This is a genomic window from Pseudoalteromonas sp. MMG033 (assembly GCF_057197785.1).
In genome coordinates, this window is record NZ_CM170070.1 from 2,000,342 (window position 1) to 2,021,569 (window position 21,228).

Here is a 21,228-nt window from a genome sequence, read left to right on the forward strand (position 1 = left end):
GGACAGAGTGAATTATTCAGAAGCGGTTAGCTGTTTTGCAGAGTTTGGTGAGCATCGTGATGATGCAATCTCCATTATGTTGGGTACCAAGCAGCAGGTGGGTATGTATAGTGTGTCGATAGCCACATTTAAACAAGTGCTGCAGCGCACTATTGATGGAGAGATCTGTATTGCAGATTTAGAGCTATGGGCGAATGTTTTATTGCAGCGTGAGGAGTATAACGTTGGCGAACTGGAGGGGAGCCTTTATGCTCTGTCGGATCCAGATGTAATGGGTGGAATAGATGAGGCCAAACTCACACGTTTATTAACGCTGTTAGAATGACCTCATACGATGAAGTTACTTATGATAGTTTAAGCAAGTTTCAACTTCATTTTTTGAACCGAGAATAACCGCCACTCGCTGGTGGATTGCATTGGGTTCAATGTCAAGAATACGCTGCTCACCTGTATGTGCCAAGCCACCAGCTTGCTCTACAAGCATTGCCATTGGGTTTGCTTCGTATAGTAATCTTAGCTTGTAAGGTTTTTCAGGGTTTTTAGTATCCGCAGGATAAGTAAATAGGCCACCGCGACACAATACACGATGCACATCGCCAACCATGGCTGCTATCCAGCGCATGTTAAAGTTTTTGCCTCTAGGGCCTTCTGTGCCTGCCAATAAATCCGCCATGTAATTTTTCATCGCAGGTTGCCAATGGCGCTGATTAGAGGCGTTAATTGCAAACTCTTGCGTATCTTCAGGGATTTTTGCAAAGTCTTCGGTTAATAGGAAGCTGCCATGTGTTTTGTCTAGCGTGAAGATACGTGTGCCTTTACCTGTGGTCAAAGCGAGTGTTGTTGAAGGACCATAAAGTACATAACCTGCTGCAACTTGGTTTTTACCAGGTTGCATAAAAATAGCCGGATCAGCTGCATCTGAACCTTCTGGCGCTTCCATAATCGAGAAAATGGTGCCAACTAATGAGTTGATATCTGTGTTTGAAGAGCCATCTAATGGGTCAAAAGACACTATGTATTTGGCGTTTGGATCGCCTGCAACAGTATAGTCTTCTTCCTCAGACGCAATTGCTTTTACGTAGCCAGATTCTAACAAGATGTCTTTAATGAGTTGATTTGATAAAACATCTAGCTTTTTCTGGGTCTCACCTTGGATGTTTTCATCTAGGGTAGAACCTAACACACCTGATAGTGCACCTTGTCCTACACGGAAGGAGATCTCTTTACAAGCGGCCAAAAGAGTACGGATAAGAGAAACTAACTCTCTAGAACATCCATCTTCAAATAACACCGGCGGTAATCTACGCATATTTTAAATCCTGATAACGTTTGTCGGGTCGCAGTGATTTTAATGTGAGAGAGGCACTGCGAACTGCGCTGAATTTCGTCTTGAAACACTGTTTTTTGTATACAATTTTATATACTAGCCAAAAAACAATCACAAAACATGAAAATAACAAAGACAAAATTATGATTAAGAGACGCTTTACCCCTTACCTCGTTTCTGCTTTGTTACTGCCTATGATAACGCATGCGCAGGCAGCAATTAAGTCTATTGACGAATTTACTGATAAGTTTAACCATTTCCCCGGGTTTTACTCATTTTATGCAGATCAAAGCAGCGGTAAAATTTACCTAGATGTAGATAAATTTGCACAGCCTTTTTTACTACAGCACAGTTTGCCTTATGGTGTTGGGTCCAATGATATCGGGCTGGATAGAGGTCAGCTGGGTGGTACACATTTGGTACAGTTTGAGCGCTTTGGCAATAAAGTCATGTTGCGTGCTAACAATACGTATTATCGCGCCAGTGCAGATAATCATGCCGAGCAGCAAAGTGTTAAAGAGGCATTTGCATCAAGTATTTTGCATGGTTTTAAAGTCGTTGCCGAGGACAGTGACAGTGTTTTAATTGATTACACGCCTTACCTGTTGTCGGATGTGCATGGTGTATCGCGTCGATTAAAAGCCACTGAGCAAGGTAGTTACAGTCTAGATGCAAGTCGCAGTGCGGTTTATTCTGAGCGCTCAAAGGCTTTTGTAAAAAACACCGAATTAGAGGCTGTGCTGACGTTTAAAGGCGGCAATCCTGGTAAGTATGTGCGCCAAGCCGTGGCAGATCCTTATGCCATCACGGTGCATCAGCGTCATTCACTTATTGAGTTGCCTGATGAAAACTATCAGCCACGTCAGTTCCACCCTCAGTCAGGGTTTTGGAGCATTGAGCACAAAGATTACTCGGCACCTTTAGGAAGCTCGATGTATGTGCGCTATATTCCACGTCATCGCCTAGAGAAAAAAGACCCTACGGCAAAAGTGTCTGAGCCAGTAAAACCGATTGTTTACTATTTAGATCCCGGTGTGCCCGAACCGGTAAAAACCGCATTGCTTGATGGTGCGCGCTGGTGGGATGATGCATTTGAAGCGGCTGGTTATAAAGGCGCATTTGAAGTGAAAATGTTACCCGAGCATGCAGATCCGATGGATGTGCGCTATAACGTGATCCAATGGGTTCACAGAGCGACGCGTGGCTGGTCGTATGGTGCATCTATTATCAACCCATTAAGCGGTGAAATCATCAAAGGACATGTGACATTAGGGTCATTGAGAGTGCGTCAAGATATTCTCATTGCAGAAGCCCTTGCTGCACCTTTTATCAAAGGCGATGAAGTCACCCAAAAACTACATGATATGGCGCTGGATCGCATTCGCCAACTCAGTGCACATGAAATTGGCCACACTTTAGGTATTGCTCATAACTTTGCAGCATCAGCAGATGGCCGCGCATCCGTTATGGATTACCCACACCCACTGGTGCAATTTACCAATGATGGACAGCTTGATGTGAGCAAAGGTTATGCCTCTGGTATGGGGACTTGGGATATCCAAGCGGTCAAATACGGCTATGGTGACTATCGTGCCACAGATGAAGCGCAAGCGCTGGCGCAAGTGATTAAGCAGACCAACGACATGGGATTGGCGTATATCTCTGATGCAGACGCAAGACCGCAAGGTGGTGCTCACCCGACGGCACACTTGTGGGATAACGGTGAAGACCCAACAGCTGAACTACGTCGTGTGATGGGCATTCGCCAACAAGCCCTGGCTCAATTTGGTCCTAATAACATCAAAAAAGGCGTTGCCTTATCACAGTTAGAAGAAAAGTTGGTGCCACTGTATTTATTCCACAGGTATCAAGTTGAGTCTGCTGTGAAGTTGATAGGCGGCGTTGATTACGACTATGAAGTACGCGGTGAAGACAAAGTAAAAGGTGCACATGTTGTGGCAAAAGCACAGCAAGTGGATGCATTGCAGGCACTGTTGGAGACATTATCTCCTGAGTCACTGAGTATTCCTGAGTCTGTACTGGCGGTGATCCCACCTAAGGCTTACGGTGAGTCGAGAAATCGCGAAAGTGTTCATGGCAGAACTGGCTTGACGTTAGATGCTATGGCATTACCAGAAATGGCAACCCAGCACACATTGAAGTTATTACTGAATGCCGAGCGTTTAAATCGCGTTGCTCAGCAGTATGCGCGCAATGACCGCTATTTAGGCAGTGATGAAGTATTGGCAAAGGTCCATGCGCATGTATTTGAAGCCAATGCAAAATCTACTATGGCGAAAAAGTTAAACCAACGCGTGCAGTATTTAACGGCCTATCGCATGGCGGATCTGAGCCTGAGCGATAAAGTTGCACCAGAGGTGCAAGCACAGCTTCGCTATTATTTGCGACAAGTCGCGCAGGACACAACAGAACAGTCGCTGTTTTCAAGCCCAAGTAAAGCTGATGCGTTTTCGCTCTATTTAGGCGAGCATATTCAGTATTTCTTAAAAGAAGGTAAATGGCCTGCAAATTATGCGCCTTTGGCTATGCCTCCTGGGTCTCCGATTTAAGCGCTGAGTTATCATGAAAAAAGCCCCATTTTGGGGCTTTTTACGAGATGAATGGTGTACTGAAATGATTAAGCGATTTGCTTCTCTGCCAGTTGCAATTCCATGGTGGCTTTGAGTAGGCGATACAAATTGATAGAGGCATCAATTTCTTCTTTACGGTTGGTTAAGCTCTCAATGTTTAGGCCAAGAGGAATATCCAAGTGCGCGCAACTTCGTAAAATCAAATCTAAATTCTCACGGCAAATTTTTATTGATTCATTGAGCGTATTGTCGGCATCTAACATGCGCCATTTAGTTGCTTCTGGCACTGAGATACCCAACCACTGCATAAACTCGAGTGTCTTTTGCCCACCACAGGGGGTGAAGGTCAAAATAATGCGCTTTGGTTCATTGCCTTGCTGACGACAAGTACGTGCATAACTGGTTAATAAATCAATCGTTGCTTGCGCATCATACACTGCTTGAGATATGAAATACTCGCAGCCTTTGGTGGTTTTATCGATCAGTCTCTCATGCTCATTGCGTTTGTTTGCATGGCGCTCAGCGATAGTAACACCGCCCAAGAAAAAGTCTTGTGTATGCTCACGTAAAGTTTGATAAGCCTCAGGCAAACCTAATTTTATGTCGCCTTTTGAAGATGGGCTGCCCACTAGCACAAGGTTGTTCAAGCCAAAATCTTGTTTTGTTTTCTGTAACCATTGGGTGAACTCTTCTCTGTCCCGTTGTGCAACACTTTTATAGGTGATGACGTCTAGATTAGATAAATCACGGACTAATTTACTGTATTCAACCGGGTCGACTGTTTGCTTAAAAGGAAAAGGTCTTGGCACCTGTGTACGGCTGCTTTCATCTTGAATGTCGTAAATCACCACCCCATCATACTCGATTTCATGCAATCGATTTAACAGCTTAGTGGCAATCGTTTGAAGCTGTTCGCTATCTGTGCCTAGCTTAGGTGGAGTTGTACCAATTAAATATACGCCTTGATTAGGGTCTAATATTTTCTCTTGCAGCGTTAAAGCCATGTCCTCATTCCCGCTCATTCATCATTACAGGGTAAATATAGCAGCCATTTAGACGTCTAGATAGATTTTTTTATTGAATTTACTTCATTAAATATGATTTTTTTTCATAAGGACTGAAATTAAAGAACATTATGGTGCAAATTTTTAATGCAATCCGAGGTAAGTTTTTTTCACCATTTATCGAGATATATGAGATTTTTGCTTTCTTTAAGGCATAATCAGGGAATAAACCTGTGCTTTGCACTGGCATACAGAGACAAAATGATAAATTTAGGGACGCATATGAAATTTAAGCTTTTGGCAACCAGCCTTGCTGTTACCTTGGCACTGAGTGGCTGCGCTGCAAATAACGCAAACAATACCAATAGTCTTCAAAGCAATGCCGTAGCTGCGGTGAACACTGCTGAAAACAAAGTGTTTTCTCAAGACTATGTCTTGGAAGAGCTCGATAATGGGCTACGTGTGATGGTGGTTAAGACTGATTATCCCGATGTTGTATCTTTACAGATCCCAGTATCCGTTGGTTCGCGCAATGAAATCGAAGATGGCAAAACAGGTTTTGCACACTTCTTTGAACATATGATGTTTAAGGGGTCTAAAAAATACCCTGAAGCAATCTACAAAGACATCATCAAAAATTCAGGGGTTGATAACCGCGCTTATACAACCAACGACTACACCAATTATTATTTAAGCTTCTCTAAAGAACATTTAGAAAAAGTATTAGAGATCCAGTCTGATATTTTCCAAAACCTACATTTTAGCGAAGAGCAATTCCGTACAGAGGCGTTGACCGTAAAGGGGGAATACCTTAAAAATAATGCCAATCCGCTTCGCAAATTATTAGGTGCTGTACGTGAAAAGGCGTTTGATGAGCACACCTATAAACATACTACGATGGGCTTTTTTGAAGATATAGAGGCAATGCCAGATCAAATGGCCTATGCGGATTTATTCTTCGAGCGCTTTTATAAGCCTGAATATGCGACCATCATCATCGTGGGTGATGTGGAGCCACAAGCCACGATAAATATGGTGAAAAAGCACTGGGGTGAGTGGCAGCGTGGTGAATATCAAGCAGAGATCCCAGTCGAGCCAAAGCAGCAAGCAGCAAAATACCAGCATGTCGTCAATGAAGGGCAACCGGGTCACTGGTTATTAGTCTCTTACAAAGGACCAGCTTGGCAGCCAACTGAAAAAGATCGTGCGGCAGTAGATTTAATTTCCGAGTTATATTTCTCAGAAAACTCTAAGTTATATCAAGAGTTGGTCGTGGATAAGCAAATTGCGACACAATTGATTACCTATAATGCAGAAACAAAAGATCCCGGCCTTTTACATGTGTTCGTTAAAGTCGAAGACGAAAAAGACCTTGTGACCGTGCGTGACGCAATTAACCGTACTTATGCGACAGCACGTACGGAATTGGTAGATGAAGGCAAGCTGGCGGCGCTTAAATCAAATAAGCGTTATAGCTTTGCCAATGATTTAGACTCATCAAAAGCAATTGCATCTATGCTAGCAAGCTATGTGCACTTTGAACGTGATCCTGAAGTTATCAACCAAATGTATGCAACGGCAGACACTGTCACCCCAGAAGACATTCGCCGCATCGCAAACAAATACTTTGTTGATTCTGGACGCAATACCGTCACCATGTCAGCAAAAGCTGAAATCACTGGTTTTGATAAAGAAGTAGCGCTTGATGCACTGACGGCTGAGCTAAACCGCCCTACAGAGCAGCACTTTACTGTACTAGATAAAACGTCAAATTCACCGCTTGTTGATGTGAATTGGTTATTTTACACGGGCGCGGCGGCTGATCCGGTTGGGAAAAAAGGGGTTGCTGCTTTGACCGCAGCAATGCTGGCTAAAGGTGGCAGTGCAACTAAGTCATATAAAGAAATTCAAAAAGCCATGTACCCGCTAGCGGGTAGCTTTGCTCATCAAGTAGATAAAGAAATGATTGCATTGCGTGGTCGTGTGCATAAAGACAATGCACAGCAGTGGTATGCATTAGTTGGTGAGCAACTGCTCAATCCAGGCTTTAGAGAAGATGACTTTAGTCGCCTGAAAAAAGAGCTGATTGATAACATTAATTCAGACTTAAAGTCGTCCAATGATGAAGAGCTGGGTAAAGAGGTGCTTTATCATAAGTTGTATCAAGGTCATGCCTATGAAAGTCTTAATTTAGGTGATTTGTCAGATTTAGAAGCCCTAACATTGCAAGATGTGAAGGATTTCTATCACAGTCAGTTCACTCAGGCGAAGTTAAATCTAGGGTTAACAGGTGCGTTAAATGACGATTTGAAGGCGCAATTGATACAAGACTTAACGCGTTTACCAAAAGGTGAAGAAAAGCGTTTAAATGTTACGGATGCACCTGCACTAGATGGGATCCATGCGACCGTAGTTGAGAAAAGCGCTAAATCAACGGCGGTGTCATTTGGTTTCCCAATTGACACCGTACGTAGTAGCAAAGATTGGACTGCGTTATGGTTAGTACGTTCATACTTTGGTGAGCACCGTAATTCAGGCGCTTTCCTATTTGACCGAATTCGTCAAACTCGTGGTATGAACTATGGCGATTATGCTTACATAGAATACTTCCCACGCGGTATGTACCAAACTATGCCTGATGCGAACTTAGGTCGCTCTGAGCAGATCTTCCAAGTTTGGTTACGTCCACTGCGCTCAAATAACGACGCGCATTTTGCCACTCGTGTCGCGGTGTATGAGCTTGATAAGATGATTAAGCAAGGGATGAGTGAAAAAGACTTTGAAGCTACGCGTAATTTCTTAAACAACTATGTGCCGCAGCTGGTGGCGAGTCAGGACAGACAACTTGGTTATGCATTGGATAGCCAATTCTATAATACCGATGAGTTTGTAAGCCTAGTTCGTTCACAGCTTGCGAGTTTGAGCTTAGATGACGTCAACCGTGTGATCCGTGAAAACCTACAAACTGAGAATATGCACTATGTGTTTGTGACAGGTGACGGTGAAGATATGAAGCAGCGTCTTGCTAGTGAGCAGGTGTCACCGCTGAAGTACAATGTCAGCAAGCCGCAGGCTTTACTTGATGAAGATAAGATAGTAGAGAGTTATAAGCTGTCTGTGCCTGCAAATAACATTGAAGTCATACAAGCACAGGATTTATTTAAATAAACCTCTAAGTTGTATGACAGAACAAACGCCTCGCTTATGCGGGGCGTTTTTATTGATTAGCATTAAGTTGCATAAGCGTAAAAAAAACACCATTATAGGAACCTTCAGTTATAATTAATAACTAGAAATTCGAGGCTGGCTAGTGCTATCAAAGGGTGATGCACGCTAAGATAAGAAACGACAGTAAATGACAGACATGTGGAAATTATGAGACACGAAATTTGGCAACAATTGAGAGAAGAAGCCCAAGAGCTTGTACAAAGAGAGCCCTTACTCGCCAGTCACGTTTATTCAAGTGTGCTCAATCACGAATGTTTGGGGTCAGCGTTGAGTTTTATTGTGGCAAATAAGCTCTCAGATGCCGTTGTGTCTGCATTTACGATTCGAGAATTGTTTGATCAAGCGTTTGTTGATTGCGATCGAATGCTGACTCATGTGGCTCATGATATAAAAGCTGTTAAAGATCGAGACCCCGCTGCCGATAGTTATCTTAACGTGATATTAAACTTGAAGGGTTTCCATGCATTACAAGCACACCGTCTCGCATACTGTCTGTGGCGACAACAGCGCAAAGAGCTCGCCCGCTTTATTCAAAGTCGCACCTCTGAAGTTTTTGGCGTTGACATCCATCCTGCTTGTAAAGTCGGCCATGGTATTATGCTTGACCATGCGACTGGTATAGTCATTGGTGAAACCGCGGTAATTGAAGATAATGTATCTATTTTGCAGTCAGTCACACTCGGCGGTACGGGTAATGAGCAAGGTGATCGTCATCCTAAGATCCGTGCCGGTGTTTTAATTGGTGCTGGCGCAAAAGTACTTGGTAACATTGAAGTAGGTGAAGGGGCACGCATTGGCGCAGGCTCGGTAGTATTAAAAGCCGTTGCACCGCATACCACGGTAGTGGGTGTACCTGCCAAAGTGGTCGGTAAACCAAATTGCCCATGCCCTGCAGAGAGCATGGATCAAAACTTCTTAGATGATGCGATTAGTCGAATTAATGACTCTCATACCAGCGCCATGCTTTAAGTTGCGCTTTGTATGATGCGCTCGAAGCGCTCTTTGGTATATGCGTTTGCCACGGGTGTTTTGTTAACCTGTGGGTTTTATGAAATACGCCATACTGAGCTTGACGCTCGAGATGAACCGTCCGATAAAGTACTTCATTTGAATGAAGTCACTCGCGAAGTGGCTGAAGAACACTTATTGAAACAAGCTATTCCTCCCGTTCTACCAAGAGGAACGCACAGTAATGCGCTACCTGTTTTAAATCACACCACAGAACTTGAACAGCTGGTTCAACGCAATCAGCAATTAGAGCAAGAAAACTCACGTTTGAAAGCGCAGTTATCGCACCCCAGTGAGCCCTCACCTTCAAGTTATAACGTCCCAAATCAATTGAAAAATATATTCGCACACCAGCGGCGCGATGAAGTGTGGGCCTCGGAAGTGGAGCTATTTGCGGAAGACTTTCTATATGAGGCAGGTCTGCATGGTGATGTAGAGATGTTATCTGTAGAATGTAGGCAGCATATTTGTCAGCTTAACTTTGCGTCGCAATCAAATAGTACTTCACCAAGGTGGCAGCAGCTCCACAATGCTTTACTTAACATGCCTTGGATGAAGCAGTTTAAAACGGTGACAGCCGTACAAAACCAAGGTGTTATGCAGATACACCTGAGTCTAAAAACCAGTGAGCAATTAAAAAGCGAGTACTAACTTACTCGCTTTTTAATTGCAGTGACTTTAGTATGCAGTTGCCCATCAGCGAGCTGTGTAATAAGCGCATCACCGGCTTTTACCTCTGATACCGAACTAAGCACATGTTTGCCTTTTTGAGTAATACTGTATCCTCGAGATAACACAGTCAGAGGGCTAACGCTATCGAGTCTCGCAGCAAGGAGCGCCAACTGGTTTTGCTGGCGGCTTTGCTGTTGCTTCATGGTATTGTGCAAAGCTGATTCCAGTCTCTGTAGCTTTGCTTTGGCTTCATTCAAGCGCTTTTCAGGGTGGAATTTTAGTAGCGTATGGTCAAGTACATTCACTTTGTGATGGTGTTTTTGTTGCTGATATTGCCATGCTCGGATCAAACGTTGCTGCAATTCATCGACGCGCTGTACTTGTTGCATTAATTGGTTCTGAGGGTGCTGCAGGCTTAATCGCTGTTGCAATCGTGCAATATGTTGCTGCTCATCATATAGCTTGCGCTTTAATGCAGTTGTTAGGCGCTGTTTTCTATCCTTTACATAATTTATCAGCTCACTACTATCAGGGCTCACTAACTCTGCGGCTGCGGAGGGGGTAGGGGCTCGTAAATCAGCGACATAATCACTGATGGTGGTGTCTATTTCGTGGCCTACAGCACTTATCACAGGGAGACTACAGGCAAAAATAGCACGAGCGACGACTTCTTCGTTAAAGCACCACAGGTCCTCCAGCGAGCCACCTCCGCGACCTACTATCAATATATCGACTTCATTACGTTTATCTGCCAGTGCAATCTTTTCTGCGATTTGCACTCCAGCACCTTTTCCCTGTACGAGTGTGGGGTAGATGGTGACTTCTAATTGAGGCGCTCGGCGCTTTAGCACAGACAAAATATCTTTGATGGCAGCGCCGGTTGCGGAGGTGACAACCCCAACGCGATTGATTTGTTGCGGAAGTGGTTTTTTATGGAAACTATTAAAGAGCCCTTCAGCGGCGAGCTGCATCTGTAGCACTTCAAACTGTTGCTTCAGTAAGCCTTCTCCGGCGGGTGCCATCTGTTCGACGATAAGCTGATAATCTCCACGGGGTTCATACACAGAGACTCGGGCTTTGACTTGTACTTGTGCCCCATTTTCTGGGCGATATTTACAATATCGGTTATTGCCTCGCCACATCGCCGCTTTAATTTGCGCTTTTTCATCTTTTAAAGAAAAGTACCAATGCCCAGATGCAGGGGCGACAAAGTTTGAAATTTCACCCGTCAATTCAAGAGAAGCGAAACCTTGTTCTAATAAACCGCGAATTTCGCGATTTAGACGCGAAACTGTATAAACTTTGTTGTTTTGTGGCAACGACATACCGAGCTCCATAAAAAATTCACAGACACTTTAGCACATTTTTTGCTAAATTTTGTTTACTCACATAAGGAACGCTGATAAAATGCGCACGCAATTCCTTATACTCAGAATTCACTTGAGAGAAGCCGCACACATGCTAAGAATTGCAAAAGAAGCCCTTACTTTTGACGACGTACTATTAGTACCCGCTCATTCAACTGTTCTACCGCACACAGCGAGTCTTAAAACTCGTCTGACACGCGATATCGAGCTTAATCTGCCACTTGTTTCTGCGTCAATGGACACAGTAACTGAAGCACGCTTAGCGATTGCCTTAGCGCAAGAAGGCGGCATTGGCTTTATTCACAAAAACATGACCATCGAAGAGCAAGCCGACAATGTTCGTAAAGTGAAAACTTACGAAGCGGGTATTGTTACTTTCCCGGTTACTGTGACAGCTGACAAAACAATTGCTGAAACAATTGCCCTTGCTGAAGAAAAAGGGTTTTCAGGCTTCCCTGTAGTGGGTGCTGATAACCAGTTAGAAGGTATTGTGACAAGCCGTGATATGCGTTTTGAAACTCAGCTAGACAAGCCTGTTTCGTCAGTGATGACAAAACAAGCAGACTTGGTAACTGTGAAAGAAGGCGCAGGTCGTGAAGAGATCCTTGGTCTTATGCACGAGCACCGCATAGAAAAAATCTTAGTGGTTGACGATGCTTTCGCACTGAAAGGCATGATCACTGTTAAAGATTATCAAAAAGCACAAGAAAAGCCGAACGCATGTAAAGACGCACAAGGTCGTTTACGTGTTGGTGCTGCTGTGGGTGTTGGTGCTGGTACTGACGAGCGTATCGCTGCATTGGTTGAAGCTGGTGTGGACATCTTATTGATTGATACATCTCATGGTCACTCTCAAGGTGTAATTGACCGCGTTAAAGCAACGCGTGCAGCTTACCCTGAGCTACAAATCGTTGCGGGTAACGTTGCAACAGGCGCAGGTGCCCTTGCCCTTGCCGATGCTGGTGCAGATGCCGTTAAAGTAGGTATTGGCCCTGGCTCAATCTGTACAACACGTATCGTTACAGGATGTGGTGTACCACAAATCACAGCTATTTCAGATGCTGTTGAAGCGCTAAAAGATCGTGATATTCCAGTCATTGCCGATGGCGGTATTCGCTATTCAGGTGACATTGTTAAAGCGCTTGTTGCTGGTGCAGCATGCGTCATGGTTGGTTCAATGCTTGCTGGTACTGAAGAGTCACCGGGTGAAGTTGAACTGTATCAAGGCCGTTACTACAAGTCTTACCGTGGTATGGGTTCTCTAGGTGCGATGAACCAAAAAGAAGGTTCTTCAGACCGTTACTTCCAGAAAAGCAACCAAGCAGACAAGCTTGTGCCAGAAGGCATTGAAGGCCGCGTTGCATACAAGGGCCCAATTGCTGCGATCATTCACCAGCAAATTGGTGGTATTCGCAGTGCAATGGGCTTAACTGGTTGTGCAACAATCGCTGAGCTGAACATCAAGCCTGAGTTTGTACGTGTTACATCAGCAGGTATGGGTGAGTCTCATGTACACGATGTACAAATCACCAAAGAAGCACCTAACTATCGCTTAGGTTAAGCCGGCCAACGTGCGTTGAGCCCGCAAAATTGTCAGGGCTAGCAGCTGCTAGCCCTTTTTAATTCTGGTAAAGCAGGTTAGCTGTGCTTTACTAATTTTATCGTTTCCTAACTAACGAGATTATCAATGAGCAAAGACATCCATGATTCCCGTATTTTGATCTTAGACTTCGGTTCTCAATACACGCAGTTAATTGCACGTCGTGTACGTGAGATTGGCGTTTACTGTGAACTTTGGGCGTGGGATGTAACGGAAGAGCAGATCCGTGAATTCAACCCGCAGGGTATCATCCTGTCTGGTGGTCCAGAGTCAACCACAGAGGAAAATAGCCCAAGAGCACCAGAGTATGTGTTTGAGGCAGGTGTACCTGTACTTGGTGTATGTTACGGCATGCAAACAATGGCGATGCAGCTTGGTGGTAAAGTACATAGCTCTGATAAGAAAGAGTTTGGTTACGCAAAAGTTGAAAAAGTTGGTAACTGTGCTTTATTCGAAGCGATTGAAGATCACATCGAAGATGGCATTGGCCAACTTGACGTATGGATGAGCCACGGCGATAAAGTAGTTGAAGTCCCTGACACATTTGTAACAAGTGCAAAAACGGATACGTGTCCACACGCGGCAATGTCTTGGGAAGAAAAACGTTTCTATGGTGTGCAATTCCACCCTGAAGTAACACATACGCAGCAAGGTACTCGTTTGTTAGAGCGTTTTGCGATTGATATCTGTGGCTGTGAGAAGCTTTGGACACCTTCGCAGATCATTGAAGATGCGGTTGAGCGCATCAAAGAGAAAGTCGGCGATGACGAAGTTATCCTTGGCCTTTCAGGCGGTGTTGATTCATCGGTTGTGGCTATGCTTATTCACCGTGCGATTGGTAAGAAGTTAACGTGTGTATTTGTTGATAACGGTTTACTTCGTTTAAACGAAGGTCAGCAAGTAATGGAGATGTTTGGTGATAAGTTCGGCCTGAATATCATCAAAGTAGATGCTGAAGAGCAGTTCCTAAATGACTTAGCTGGTCTCTCTGATCCTGAAGATAAGCGTAAAGCAATTGGTCATACCTTCATTGACGTATTCGATGCTGAATCTAAAAAGTTGAAAAATGCTAAATGGTTAGCGCAAGGTACGATTTACCCAGACGTCATCGAGTCAGCGGCATCTAAAACAGGTAAGGCCCACGTGATTAAGTCTCACCATAACGTAGGCGGCTTGCCTGACGATATGGAAATGGGTCTAGTAGAACCACTTCGCGAGCTATTTAAAGATGAAGTACGTAAGATTGGCCTTGAGTTAGGTTTACCTTACGACATGCTTTACCGTCACCCATTCCCAGGTCCAGGTCTAGGTGTACGTGTACTTGGTGAAATCAAGAAAGAATACTGTGATTTACTTCGTCGTGCAGATGCTATCTTCATTGAAGAGCTTCATAAAGCAGACATTTACCACAAAGTATCTCAAGCATTCACAGTATTCCTTCCGGTTAAATCGGTAGGCGTAATGGGTGATGCACGTAAGTACGACTGGGTTGTGTCATTACGCTGTGTAGAAACAATTGATTTCATGACGGCGCGTTGGTCACATTTACCATATGACTTCTTAGGTCTGGTATCAAACCGTATCATTAATGAAATCGATGGTATTTCTCGCGTCGTTTACGATATCTCAGGCAAACCACCTGCGACTATCGAGTGGGAATAATGATAATTAGCACAAGCTAATTGAATGAAAAAAAGGCGAATATAATAAATATTCGCCTTTTTGTTTATAAAAAGCGCAAACAAACAAAAAAATGCATTTTTCCTCTTTACCTTTTCTAAAAGCTCTTTATAATGCGTCGACATTGCAGGGGCGTAGTTCCAATTGGTAGAACAGCGGTCTCCAAAACCGATGGTTGCGGGTTCGAGTCCTGCCGCCCCTGCCACTTCTTACTTTTCCCACGTAATTGAATCTTTTACTACTACCATTTAGACTCAGTATAAAAAGTGTTTTTATCATGCATCCGATACATGCTCAATTACTTGGCTTAACACCACTCAAACTCAAAGCGCGCTATGACACACAAGTGGCTTCGGAAGATGGGTCAAATGCGCCAATCCATTTGCAGCTGCCTGCGCAATTGACAGCAGACATTTCCCTTGCTTTAAATTGTACTGACTTAGTGGTGGTGTCAGGGGATTCAATCGCCTTAAACGGCAGTACACTGATGCTGCCTAGCGACACATTAAATGCTCAGCAAAAGCAACATCTATGGCAGGTGATATCTCATGCAATATCTGCATAAAGACGTGCTCGGACAATTTCCGATAGATAAGGTCATGGAGATTGAAAATGCTTGCCACAGTCATCCTTGGAGCGAAAAAACGCTCGTCTCATGTATTGGTGGACGTTATTTTAATATGTGTCGCGATAGTGAGCAGGGATTGGTCGGGTACTTTATCGCTGAGCGAGCGGGCCCTGATTATACTTTGATGAATATCTGTGTGCATCCAAATAGCCAAGGTCAAGGGATTGCAACTGAGTTAATGCAGGCCTTGATCACTTGGTGTCGAGATGAGCAGGCGGAAAACCTATTTCTTGAAGTTAGAGCATCGAATACATCAGCGATTGCTTTGTATGAAAAGGTGGGTCTGAATGTGATGGGTAGAAGAAAAAACTACTACCCGACACAAACTGGTAAAGAAGACGCTATTTTAATGGGGCTGCAGTTCACAGAGTGAATAAAGCGTAGTTGCGCTTAGCGAACAGCTTGCAGTTGCACATTTTCATTGTCTAAAGTGTATTGAATTGCTTGAGTAAGCTGCAGTGTGGTGTATTGCCACTGTGCTTTGTTATTACCTTGCAAGCTATTTTCTAAATCTCCGGCAGCACAGTGAATGTTGCTAAAGCCAAAGCAGCCAGCACTGCCTTTCAAGCTGTGCGCCAGGGCGCGCAGCGATTCCCATTCTTGGTTTTCATAAAGTGCTTCTACAAGGTCTAGTTGTTCAGGTAGTTTCTCTAGATAATTTTGGCTTATCTGCAGGAACTTTTCACTTTTAAGCAGGTTATTCCACTTAGAGGCATTTTCGCTGGCGAGCTCTAAAAACTCGAGTAGTACCGCGCCTAACTTCTCCCTATCAATGGGCTTGCCTAGTGTGGCATTGCATCCTGCTGCTAAGTAGGTATCAATATCGTGCTTCATGATGTTCGCTGTCAGTGCGACAATCGGACCATCATAAGCGGCATGCCTTAGCATCTCAGTCGCTTCTAAGCCCCCCATCACTGGCATCTGCATATCCATCAGGATTAAGTCGTAGTCATTGATGAGAGACATCTCTACTGCTTCCGCGCCGTTATTGGCAATATCGGGAGTAAGCCCCCAAGAGCTTAACAACAAGGAGATCAGCTCTTGGTTATCTTTGTTATCTTCTGCTAAGAGTATTGTTGCTTCAAGCTGAGTCTCTGCGAGTTTTTGCGAGCTACTGGTTTGGCTGTGAGTGTGGGTATCACATTCAATCCACTCTATGTCTTGGTTTACATGATTCGCTGAGATGGTAATGGTAAATGTACTGCCATTGCCTTGCTCACTGCTGACCTGCACATCGCCACCAAGCAATTGGGCAAGGTTTTTGGAAATACACAAACCAAGCCCTGTACCGCCAAACCGTCTCGTGGTGGTGGTATCTGCCTGTTCAAAAGGTTTAAATACACGTTCCATCTCACTTTTTGACATACCAATACCCGTGTCCTTGATAGTAAAGATAAACTGATCATGCTGGGTATTAAAATCAATGTTAATAGATATAAACCCTTGTTCGGTAAATTTAACGGCGTTACTGGCAATGTTAAGTAAAATCTGTTTCAGACGCGTCTCATCACTGTGAAGCACTTTTGGTAGCGGGAAGGCGTAATTGAGATTAAGTTCAAGATGCTTTTCTTCTGCGAGTGGCTGAATAATGGACTCAATGTCTTTTATTAAAGGTAGGAACTCAATGCGGTTTTTTTCAACTGCGAGCTTTTCTGCCTCAATCTTAGACAAATCTAGGATATTGTTGATAAGTTCTAATAAATGCTTTGAATTTCGCAAAATGGTGTCTAAGTGTAAATCTGAATTTTTAGCGCCAGGGTTGTGCAGTAGCTGTTCAGTAAAGCCCATGATTGCAGTTAAAGGGGTGCGGATCTCGTGACTCATATTGGCCAAAAAGCGGCTTTTAAGTTGGTTGGCTTGCTCAGCTTCGGTGATGGCGATTTCTAGCTGACTGTTCATTTCTTCTAGCGCTCGGGTACGGCTTTCCACCTTTTCTTCTAGATGGAGTTTATAATCTTCTAATTCGCCTTGGAAATCACGGATCTGTTTTACCATGTGGTTGAAATCATCAAACAAGATGCCAACTTCGTCGTCGTCATGGGCTGGCAACGAGACAGACAAGTCTCCGTCACCAACACGATGACTTGCCTCGCCAAGTAATTCAATTGGTGTCAGCAGGAGGTTCCGAACCACAATAAAGATGAGTACTGGTAAGGTCACCACAGAGAGGATAACGATTAAAGCGGTGATCAAGCTGATCGCTTTCCCAGATTGGTAGAGAATACTTTTGGGGATCGTGGAAATGTAATAATAACCACCGCTGAGTTGCGCGCTGTAGGTCATGCGCTTTAGTCCATCTACCGAGGGCAGGACGACTGAATCTAACTTGCCTCTATCTGCCAAGGAACTTATCTGGGCCATTTCCTCGTCAGACAGATAAGTCGATGTGAACTGCCCATCAGAAGAGAACAGGACTTCTCCTTGAGTAGAGACCAATAAGTTTAACGTATTGTCGTAGGGCGCCTCAAGTATACTGCTGCTGATGATTGAGGGAGCGACACGAACAATTATATAGCCTTGGCGTTGTGGCCTTTTCAGATGAAAGTTAACGCTATAAATTTGTTGCACAAAATAGAGTTGCGTTCCGCCCTCTTTGGCGGGCAGCATATACTGTTGCTGTCTTAAGTTGCTTTTGAGTACTTGGTCAAAAAATGGGTAATCATCGGGTGCAAAACTTAAATTACTCGAATAGAAAGCATGGCTTTTACCATCTGCATCGACCAAATTGATACTGAGAATATCTGGATAGGCTTCACTGTAACTTGCAAAGACATCCATAAGCGCACCCAAACGCTTTGTTTTAAGTTTCTGTTCATCAGACGACGTAAGCAGTACGCCTAAATGCTTTTTTTGCAGTGGTTCTTTGTCAGGTGGAGAGAGTAGAAAATCACTCAGCACTGGGGATGTGGAAAGCAGTTTTGTGGTTGATTGGTATATTTCCATGTAGTTGAACATTTTTTGTTGCTGCTGTTCAACAAAACGGCCAACTATCAGTTTTGCTTGCTTTTGAGTAGAGCTCGTAACATTGGTTAGCGTAAAGCCACCTAAAAACAACAAAGGCAAAATCACCAGTGGTGTTATATACCAAAGTAACCTGATACTGAGCTTACTGGTTTTCATCTTTCCCGATATCCATATTTGCTTTAAAATCCGCCAAACGATCCATTCACCGTGCAATATTGGATCATATGATGGCTTGTCTGATTTCTCAAGTTTTTACGCTGTGTCGGATGATGTTTGGGATTAAATAAAAGGCACTATAACTGTGTAAGGTTTGGCAAAGAATAAAGGCAAGGTAAAAAAACCTTGCCTCCACTCATTACCTATTTAGCGCTAAAAAAGCCTATTTCTGATAGTTGAAGTAAGTTATTGCCATTACTGTCAGTAGCAGTGTGCGTTAAGTCAATACGGTAATGGGTAAACGCAGTGGTGTTTTCAATACGAAAAGTACGTGTTTGATTGCGTTCAGTAAATTGTTCAGATTGACGTGTATCCATGATATGCCAATGCACGCCATCATTTGAACCATGTAACGTCCAGCTTGACGGGTCTCGTTCTGGCGCATCGTTGCCACTTGTTATGCTGTATGCACTGAGGATACGAGGTTGATTGGCAATAAATTGCAGCCACCCCTTGTCCGTAAGCGCAACATACTTGTTTTCATAATTGCCATCAAATGCACTTTGATAGCCCTCGCCCCATTGGCTAAATCCTTCATGCTCAGCGCTGAGCTCACCGCCAAGCAAAACAAAGTTTTCTAATACGACGGGTAAAGTTACTGTGGCTTTATCAGCTAATAAGTCGATTTCGGCGATTTGAAATACTGACTCACCATTGCTTTGTTGTCCGCTATTGGTGAAGTTGAATTGAAAGTATTGATAACTTGGTACTTGGTCGACTGAGAATTCTCGTGTTTCTAACCTTTGGCTAAATACTTGACTAGATTGGCTATCCACCTCATGCCATGTGACACCATCTTGAGAGCCTAATAAGGTCCATGCACTTGGATCCCTGCTTGGTTGGTTATCACCGACAGTGAGTCTATAGGATTTAAGTTTTCCTGCGCCATGGGTAGAAAAGGTTACCTCAGACTGACTATTTATCGTCAAGTATTTAGTATAACGGTCGCCATCGATTGCTTTTGCAATATCATAGATAGGGTCTGCAGGCTGTGCTGAGGCACTTATATCTGTGCCTAAACTCACCAAGCTAATTTGATCTTCTGGGATAGCGGGGGCTTCAGGTGCCGCGCCCAACGTTGCTTGGTACTTCTGCCATAGGGTATTGATATCTTGATTTAAGGTGCGTTTAAGTGCTTCTTCTAATGTCCATTCCCAACCTTCACGTTGACTCGTTAGCACCATTTGATTGATCTTATAGGTAAAATCATCATCATAATTGTCTTGGATCCATGATAAAAAGAACCCGGTATTGGTGTAACCTCCTAGCCAGTTTTTAGACGGTGAGGGGCTGCGTGTGGCGTGGAAACCAGCTCGGATCCGAACAAGGTCGGCAATGCCTTCAACAATGGCGTGAGTTTCATTATCATCGGCCATTGCGCCTGTTGGAAAGTGTTGATAACCGTGAACAAGCTCATGCCAGAATACACCGAGCAATTCGTAAATAACTTCTTCATCGCTGGCGTTGGCTAAAGATTCCGTAATATATTTGGTACTGAACGCAATTTCCATATTTCGGCCAGAGCCTGCTCGATAGGCTAGGGTATCCATCCACTTAAGACTAAATGTAACAGAGTCAAACTCAGGTGATTCACCATAGTGCTTATATAAATATTGGTTTACTTGTAATGTAACGTCATTGATGGTTTTTTCTAAATTAGGAAATAGCCTGTGAATGCGTTTATAGCCTTCGCTTTGCGTATCTTCGTGGGCAAATTTGATTTCCGGGTAAGCAAATCCATGCCAAGGGTTTGCGGGGTCAACCACTTTTACTTTATGACTAGCCGTGTCACTTTGACCATGCCAATTATATGTGACCAATTCTACTGTTTTCACACCGGGTGTATTAAAGGTGACTTGTGGGTCTTTGGCCAAACTGGTAGCTGGTGTGCCTTGCTCAAATCGCCATTCAAAGCTATTTGGTTGATTAAGGCTGGTGTCTTTCAGCGTTAATGCTTCATTAATAAATATAGTGCTTGCATCGCTGGCAATACCGGCAATAGGGAGTTGCGTGTTGGTAAATAAATCAACTTCAGCAATTTGTAGCAAATCATACCCCCAATCATCCGTGCCTTTGTGGGTCATATCAAAGCGATAATGTTGATAAGGCTTGACCGCATTTAAATGATAGGTTTTTTGCTCGAAACGTTTACTGAAAGTTTGCTCGGACTGTGTATCAATGACATGCCAGTTTTCGCCATCGTTAGAACCTTGCAGCGTCCATGTGTGTGGATCTCTACCCGGCGCGTCGTTTGCTGATGTGAGTTGATATTTCGCTAAACTCTGTGGCTGCGCTAAAGAGACTTGTACCCATCCTTGTGGTTTGAGTGTGACATATTTAGTGCGGGGATCGCCATCAAAGGCATTATCTATAGCCTCGCCTGCAGGTGATTCCGCTTTTTGTTCACTGAGCACAACGTCATTGCTAATTAGGCTCATTTGCGAAATTGGATCGTTCTTTTTATCATGGGCGATTTTGGCCCAGACTTGGCTTTCATCTGGGGTTTCATTCAATGTCCACCATTTAGCTGCAAACAACTCACCCTTATAGGCAACGATTTGACCTTTGGTGTATACCTGAGCATGCAACCAAGGGTTTGGGGTATTATTTTCATGATTGATGAATTGTACAAACTGCCATGCCCCTGAAGTATTAATGGCAGGCGAGTCGCCCTCAGACCACCAGTTTGCTTGATAAATTGCACCTTGGTGCGTGACTCGTTGGCCTTTTTTGTAGTTGTTTTTATCTTGCCATTCGTTGATTTCATTGTTGTGTGATGGCGAATGTGTATGACCTGTGTGCGCGTGTATAGATACAGACTGGATAGCAAGTGCCAAAGCACAAAGTGCAAACCTTTTCATGATTAACTCCCATTCTCTTGATTGTTATTATTTGGAACGTTCCATTTATTATTGGCACAAAATAACAGCAATTCAAAGCATT

14 protein-coding genes and 1 tRNA gene are annotated in these 21,228 nt (G+C 43.8%); 10 read left to right on the forward strand and 5 right to left on the reverse strand.

The genetic code is table 11. The features are described from left to right. Window positions 1–7 precede the first annotated feature (7 nt). Window positions 8–325: a hypothetical protein gene (locus AC2CZC_RS08775; RefSeq protein WP_484584519.1), complete on the forward strand. Its 318-nt coding sequence runs from the start codon at window positions 8–10 to the stop codon at window positions 323–325. Between the two features lie 15 nt (window positions 326–340). On the opposite strand, the gene AC2CZC_RS08780 is transcribed toward AC2CZC_RS08775, so the two are convergent. Beyond that, window positions 341–1,309, reverse strand: coding sequence for a class 1 fructose-bisphosphatase (locus AC2CZC_RS08780; protein WP_063362479.1), 969 nt, complete (start codon window positions 1,307–1,309; stop codon window positions 341–343). 161 nt (window positions 1,310–1,470) lie between these two features. Here AC2CZC_RS08780 and AC2CZC_RS08785 point away from each other — a divergent pair, with 161 nt between their 5' ends. Beyond that, window positions 1,471–3,897, forward strand: a complete 2,427-nt coding sequence (locus AC2CZC_RS08785; RefSeq protein ID WP_484584520.1) for a zinc-dependent metalloprotease — start codon at window positions 1,471–1,473, stop codon at window positions 3,895–3,897. A 68-nt stretch (window positions 3,898–3,965) separates the two neighbouring features. Here the strand turns inward: AC2CZC_RS08785 and AC2CZC_RS08790 are convergent, their stop codons facing one another. Beyond that, entirely contained in the window at window positions 3,966–4,922 is a 957-nt protein-coding gene (locus tag AC2CZC_RS08790) for a methylenetetrahydrofolate reductase (RefSeq protein WP_484584521.1), read from the reverse strand. Between the two features lie 282 nt (window positions 4,923–5,204). Between AC2CZC_RS08790 and AC2CZC_RS08795 the strand changes: the two genes are divergently transcribed. From AC2CZC_RS08795 to AC2CZC_RS08805, 3 genes are all read left to right on the forward strand, one after another. Beyond that, the gene (locus AC2CZC_RS08795; protein ID WP_484584522.1) at window positions 5,205–8,090 is read left to right on the forward strand and encodes a M16 family metallopeptidase; all 2,886 of its coding nucleotides are present in this window, start codon (window positions 5,205–5,207) and stop codon (window positions 8,088–8,090) included. Window positions 8,091–8,297: 207 nt separating this feature from the next. Further along, on the forward strand, window positions 8,298–9,119 hold the full coding sequence (gene cysE / locus AC2CZC_RS08800) for a serine O-acetyltransferase (RefSeq protein WP_484584523.1): 822 nt from the start codon (window positions 8,298–8,300) through the stop codon (window positions 9,117–9,119). Between the two features lie 12 nt (window positions 9,120–9,131). Then, entirely contained in the window at window positions 9,132–9,809 is a 678-nt protein-coding gene (locus AC2CZC_RS08805; RefSeq protein ID WP_484584524.1) for a coiled-coil domain-containing protein, read from the forward strand. Here AC2CZC_RS08805 and xseA read toward each other — a convergent pair. Next, complete coding sequence (gene xseA / locus AC2CZC_RS08810) at window positions 9,806–11,155, reverse strand: exodeoxyribonuclease VII large subunit (RefSeq protein WP_484584525.1); 1,350 nt, start codon at window positions 11,153–11,155, stop codon at window positions 9,806–9,808. The two genes, AC2CZC_RS08805 and xseA, sit on opposite strands and share 4 nt — an antisense overlap. A 133-nt stretch (window positions 11,156–11,288) precedes the next feature. On the opposite strand from xseA, the gene guaB reads away from it, so the two are divergent. From guaB to rimI, 5 genes are all read left to right on the forward strand, one after another. Next, window positions 11,289–12,758: an IMP dehydrogenase gene (guaB, locus tag AC2CZC_RS08815; RefSeq protein WP_237139284.1), complete on the forward strand. Its 1,470-nt coding sequence runs from the start codon at window positions 11,289–11,291 to the stop codon at window positions 12,756–12,758. A 126-nt stretch (window positions 12,759–12,884) separates the two neighbouring features. Next, window positions 12,885–14,459 (forward strand): glutamine-hydrolyzing GMP synthase, encoded by a 1,575-nt coding sequence (gene guaA, locus AC2CZC_RS08820; protein ID WP_484584526.1) that lies wholly within the window; start codon window positions 12,885–12,887, stop codon window positions 14,457–14,459. A 146-nt stretch (window positions 14,460–14,605) separates the two neighbouring features. Further along, a tRNA-Trp gene (locus AC2CZC_RS08825) sits at window positions 14,606–14,682 on the forward strand. A 72-nt stretch (window positions 14,683–14,754) separates the two neighbouring features. Then, on the forward strand, window positions 14,755–15,042 hold the full coding sequence (locus AC2CZC_RS08830) for a hypothetical protein (protein WP_063362484.1): 288 nt from the start codon (window positions 14,755–14,757) through the stop codon (window positions 15,040–15,042). Next, entirely contained in the window at window positions 15,026–15,478 is a 453-nt protein-coding gene (rimI, locus tag AC2CZC_RS08835; protein WP_484584527.1) for a ribosomal protein S18-alanine N-acetyltransferase, read from the forward strand. The genes AC2CZC_RS08830 and rimI overlap by 17 nt, the downstream gene beginning before the upstream one ends. A 17-nt stretch (window positions 15,479–15,495) precedes the next feature. Here rimI and AC2CZC_RS08840 read toward each other — a convergent pair whose 3' ends face one another. Then, a complete protein-coding gene (locus AC2CZC_RS08840; protein ID WP_484584528.1) occupies window positions 15,496–18,225 on the reverse strand; it encodes an ATP-binding protein in 2,730 nt (909 codons plus the stop codon). A 203-nt stretch (window positions 18,226–18,428) separates the two neighbouring features. Further along, window positions 18,429–21,146, reverse strand: coding sequence for a basic secretory protein-like protein (locus AC2CZC_RS08845; RefSeq protein ID WP_484584529.1), 2,718 nt, complete (start codon window positions 21,144–21,146; stop codon window positions 18,429–18,431). Between the last annotated feature and the right edge of the window lie 82 nt (window positions 21,147–21,228).

What these genes read in the sequence shown, in the direction of transcription:
- AC2CZC_RS08780 (WP_063362479.1), bottom strand. Translation starts at nt 1,309, where the DNA reads ATGCGTAGATTACCGCCGGTGTTATTTGAAGATGGATGTTCTAGAGAG.
- AC2CZC_RS08785 (WP_484584520.1), top strand. Translation starts at nt 1,471, where the DNA reads ATGATTAAGAGACGCTTTACCCCTTACCTCGTTTCTGCTTTGTTACTG.
- AC2CZC_RS08790 (WP_484584521.1), bottom strand. Translation starts at nt 4,922, where the DNA reads ATGGCTTTAACGCTGCAAGAGAAAATATTAGACCCTAATCAAGGCGTA.
- AC2CZC_RS08795 (WP_484584522.1), top strand. Translation starts at nt 5,205, where the DNA reads ATGAAATTTAAGCTTTTGGCAACCAGCCTTGCTGTTACCTTGGCACTG.
- cysE (WP_484584523.1), top strand. Translation starts at nt 8,298, where the DNA reads ATGAGACACGAAATTTGGCAACAATTGAGAGAAGAAGCCCAAGAGCTT.
- AC2CZC_RS08805 (WP_484584524.1), top strand. Translation starts at nt 9,132, where the DNA reads ATGATGCGCTCGAAGCGCTCTTTGGTATATGCGTTTGCCACGGGTGTT.
- xseA (WP_484584525.1), bottom strand. Translation starts at nt 11,155, where the DNA reads ATGTCGTTGCCACAAAACAACAAAGTTTATACAGTTTCGCGTCTAAAT.
- guaB (WP_237139284.1), top strand. Translation starts at nt 11,289, where the DNA reads ATGCTAAGAATTGCAAAAGAAGCCCTTACTTTTGACGACGTACTATTA.
- guaA (WP_484584526.1), top strand. Translation starts at nt 12,885, where the DNA reads ATGAGCAAAGACATCCATGATTCCCGTATTTTGATCTTAGACTTCGGT.
- AC2CZC_RS08830 (WP_063362484.1), top strand. Translation starts at nt 14,755, where the DNA reads ATGCATCCGATACATGCTCAATTACTTGGCTTAACACCACTCAAACTC.
- rimI (WP_484584527.1), top strand. Translation starts at nt 15,026, where the DNA reads ATGCAATATCTGCATAAAGACGTGCTCGGACAATTTCCGATAGATAAG.
- AC2CZC_RS08840 (WP_484584528.1), bottom strand. Translation starts at nt 18,225, where the DNA reads ATGAAAACCAGTAAGCTCAGTATCAGGTTACTTTGGTATATAACACCA.
- AC2CZC_RS08845 (WP_484584529.1), bottom strand. Translation starts at nt 21,146, where the DNA reads ATGAAAAGGTTTGCACTTTGTGCTTTGGCACTTGCTATCCAGTCTGTA.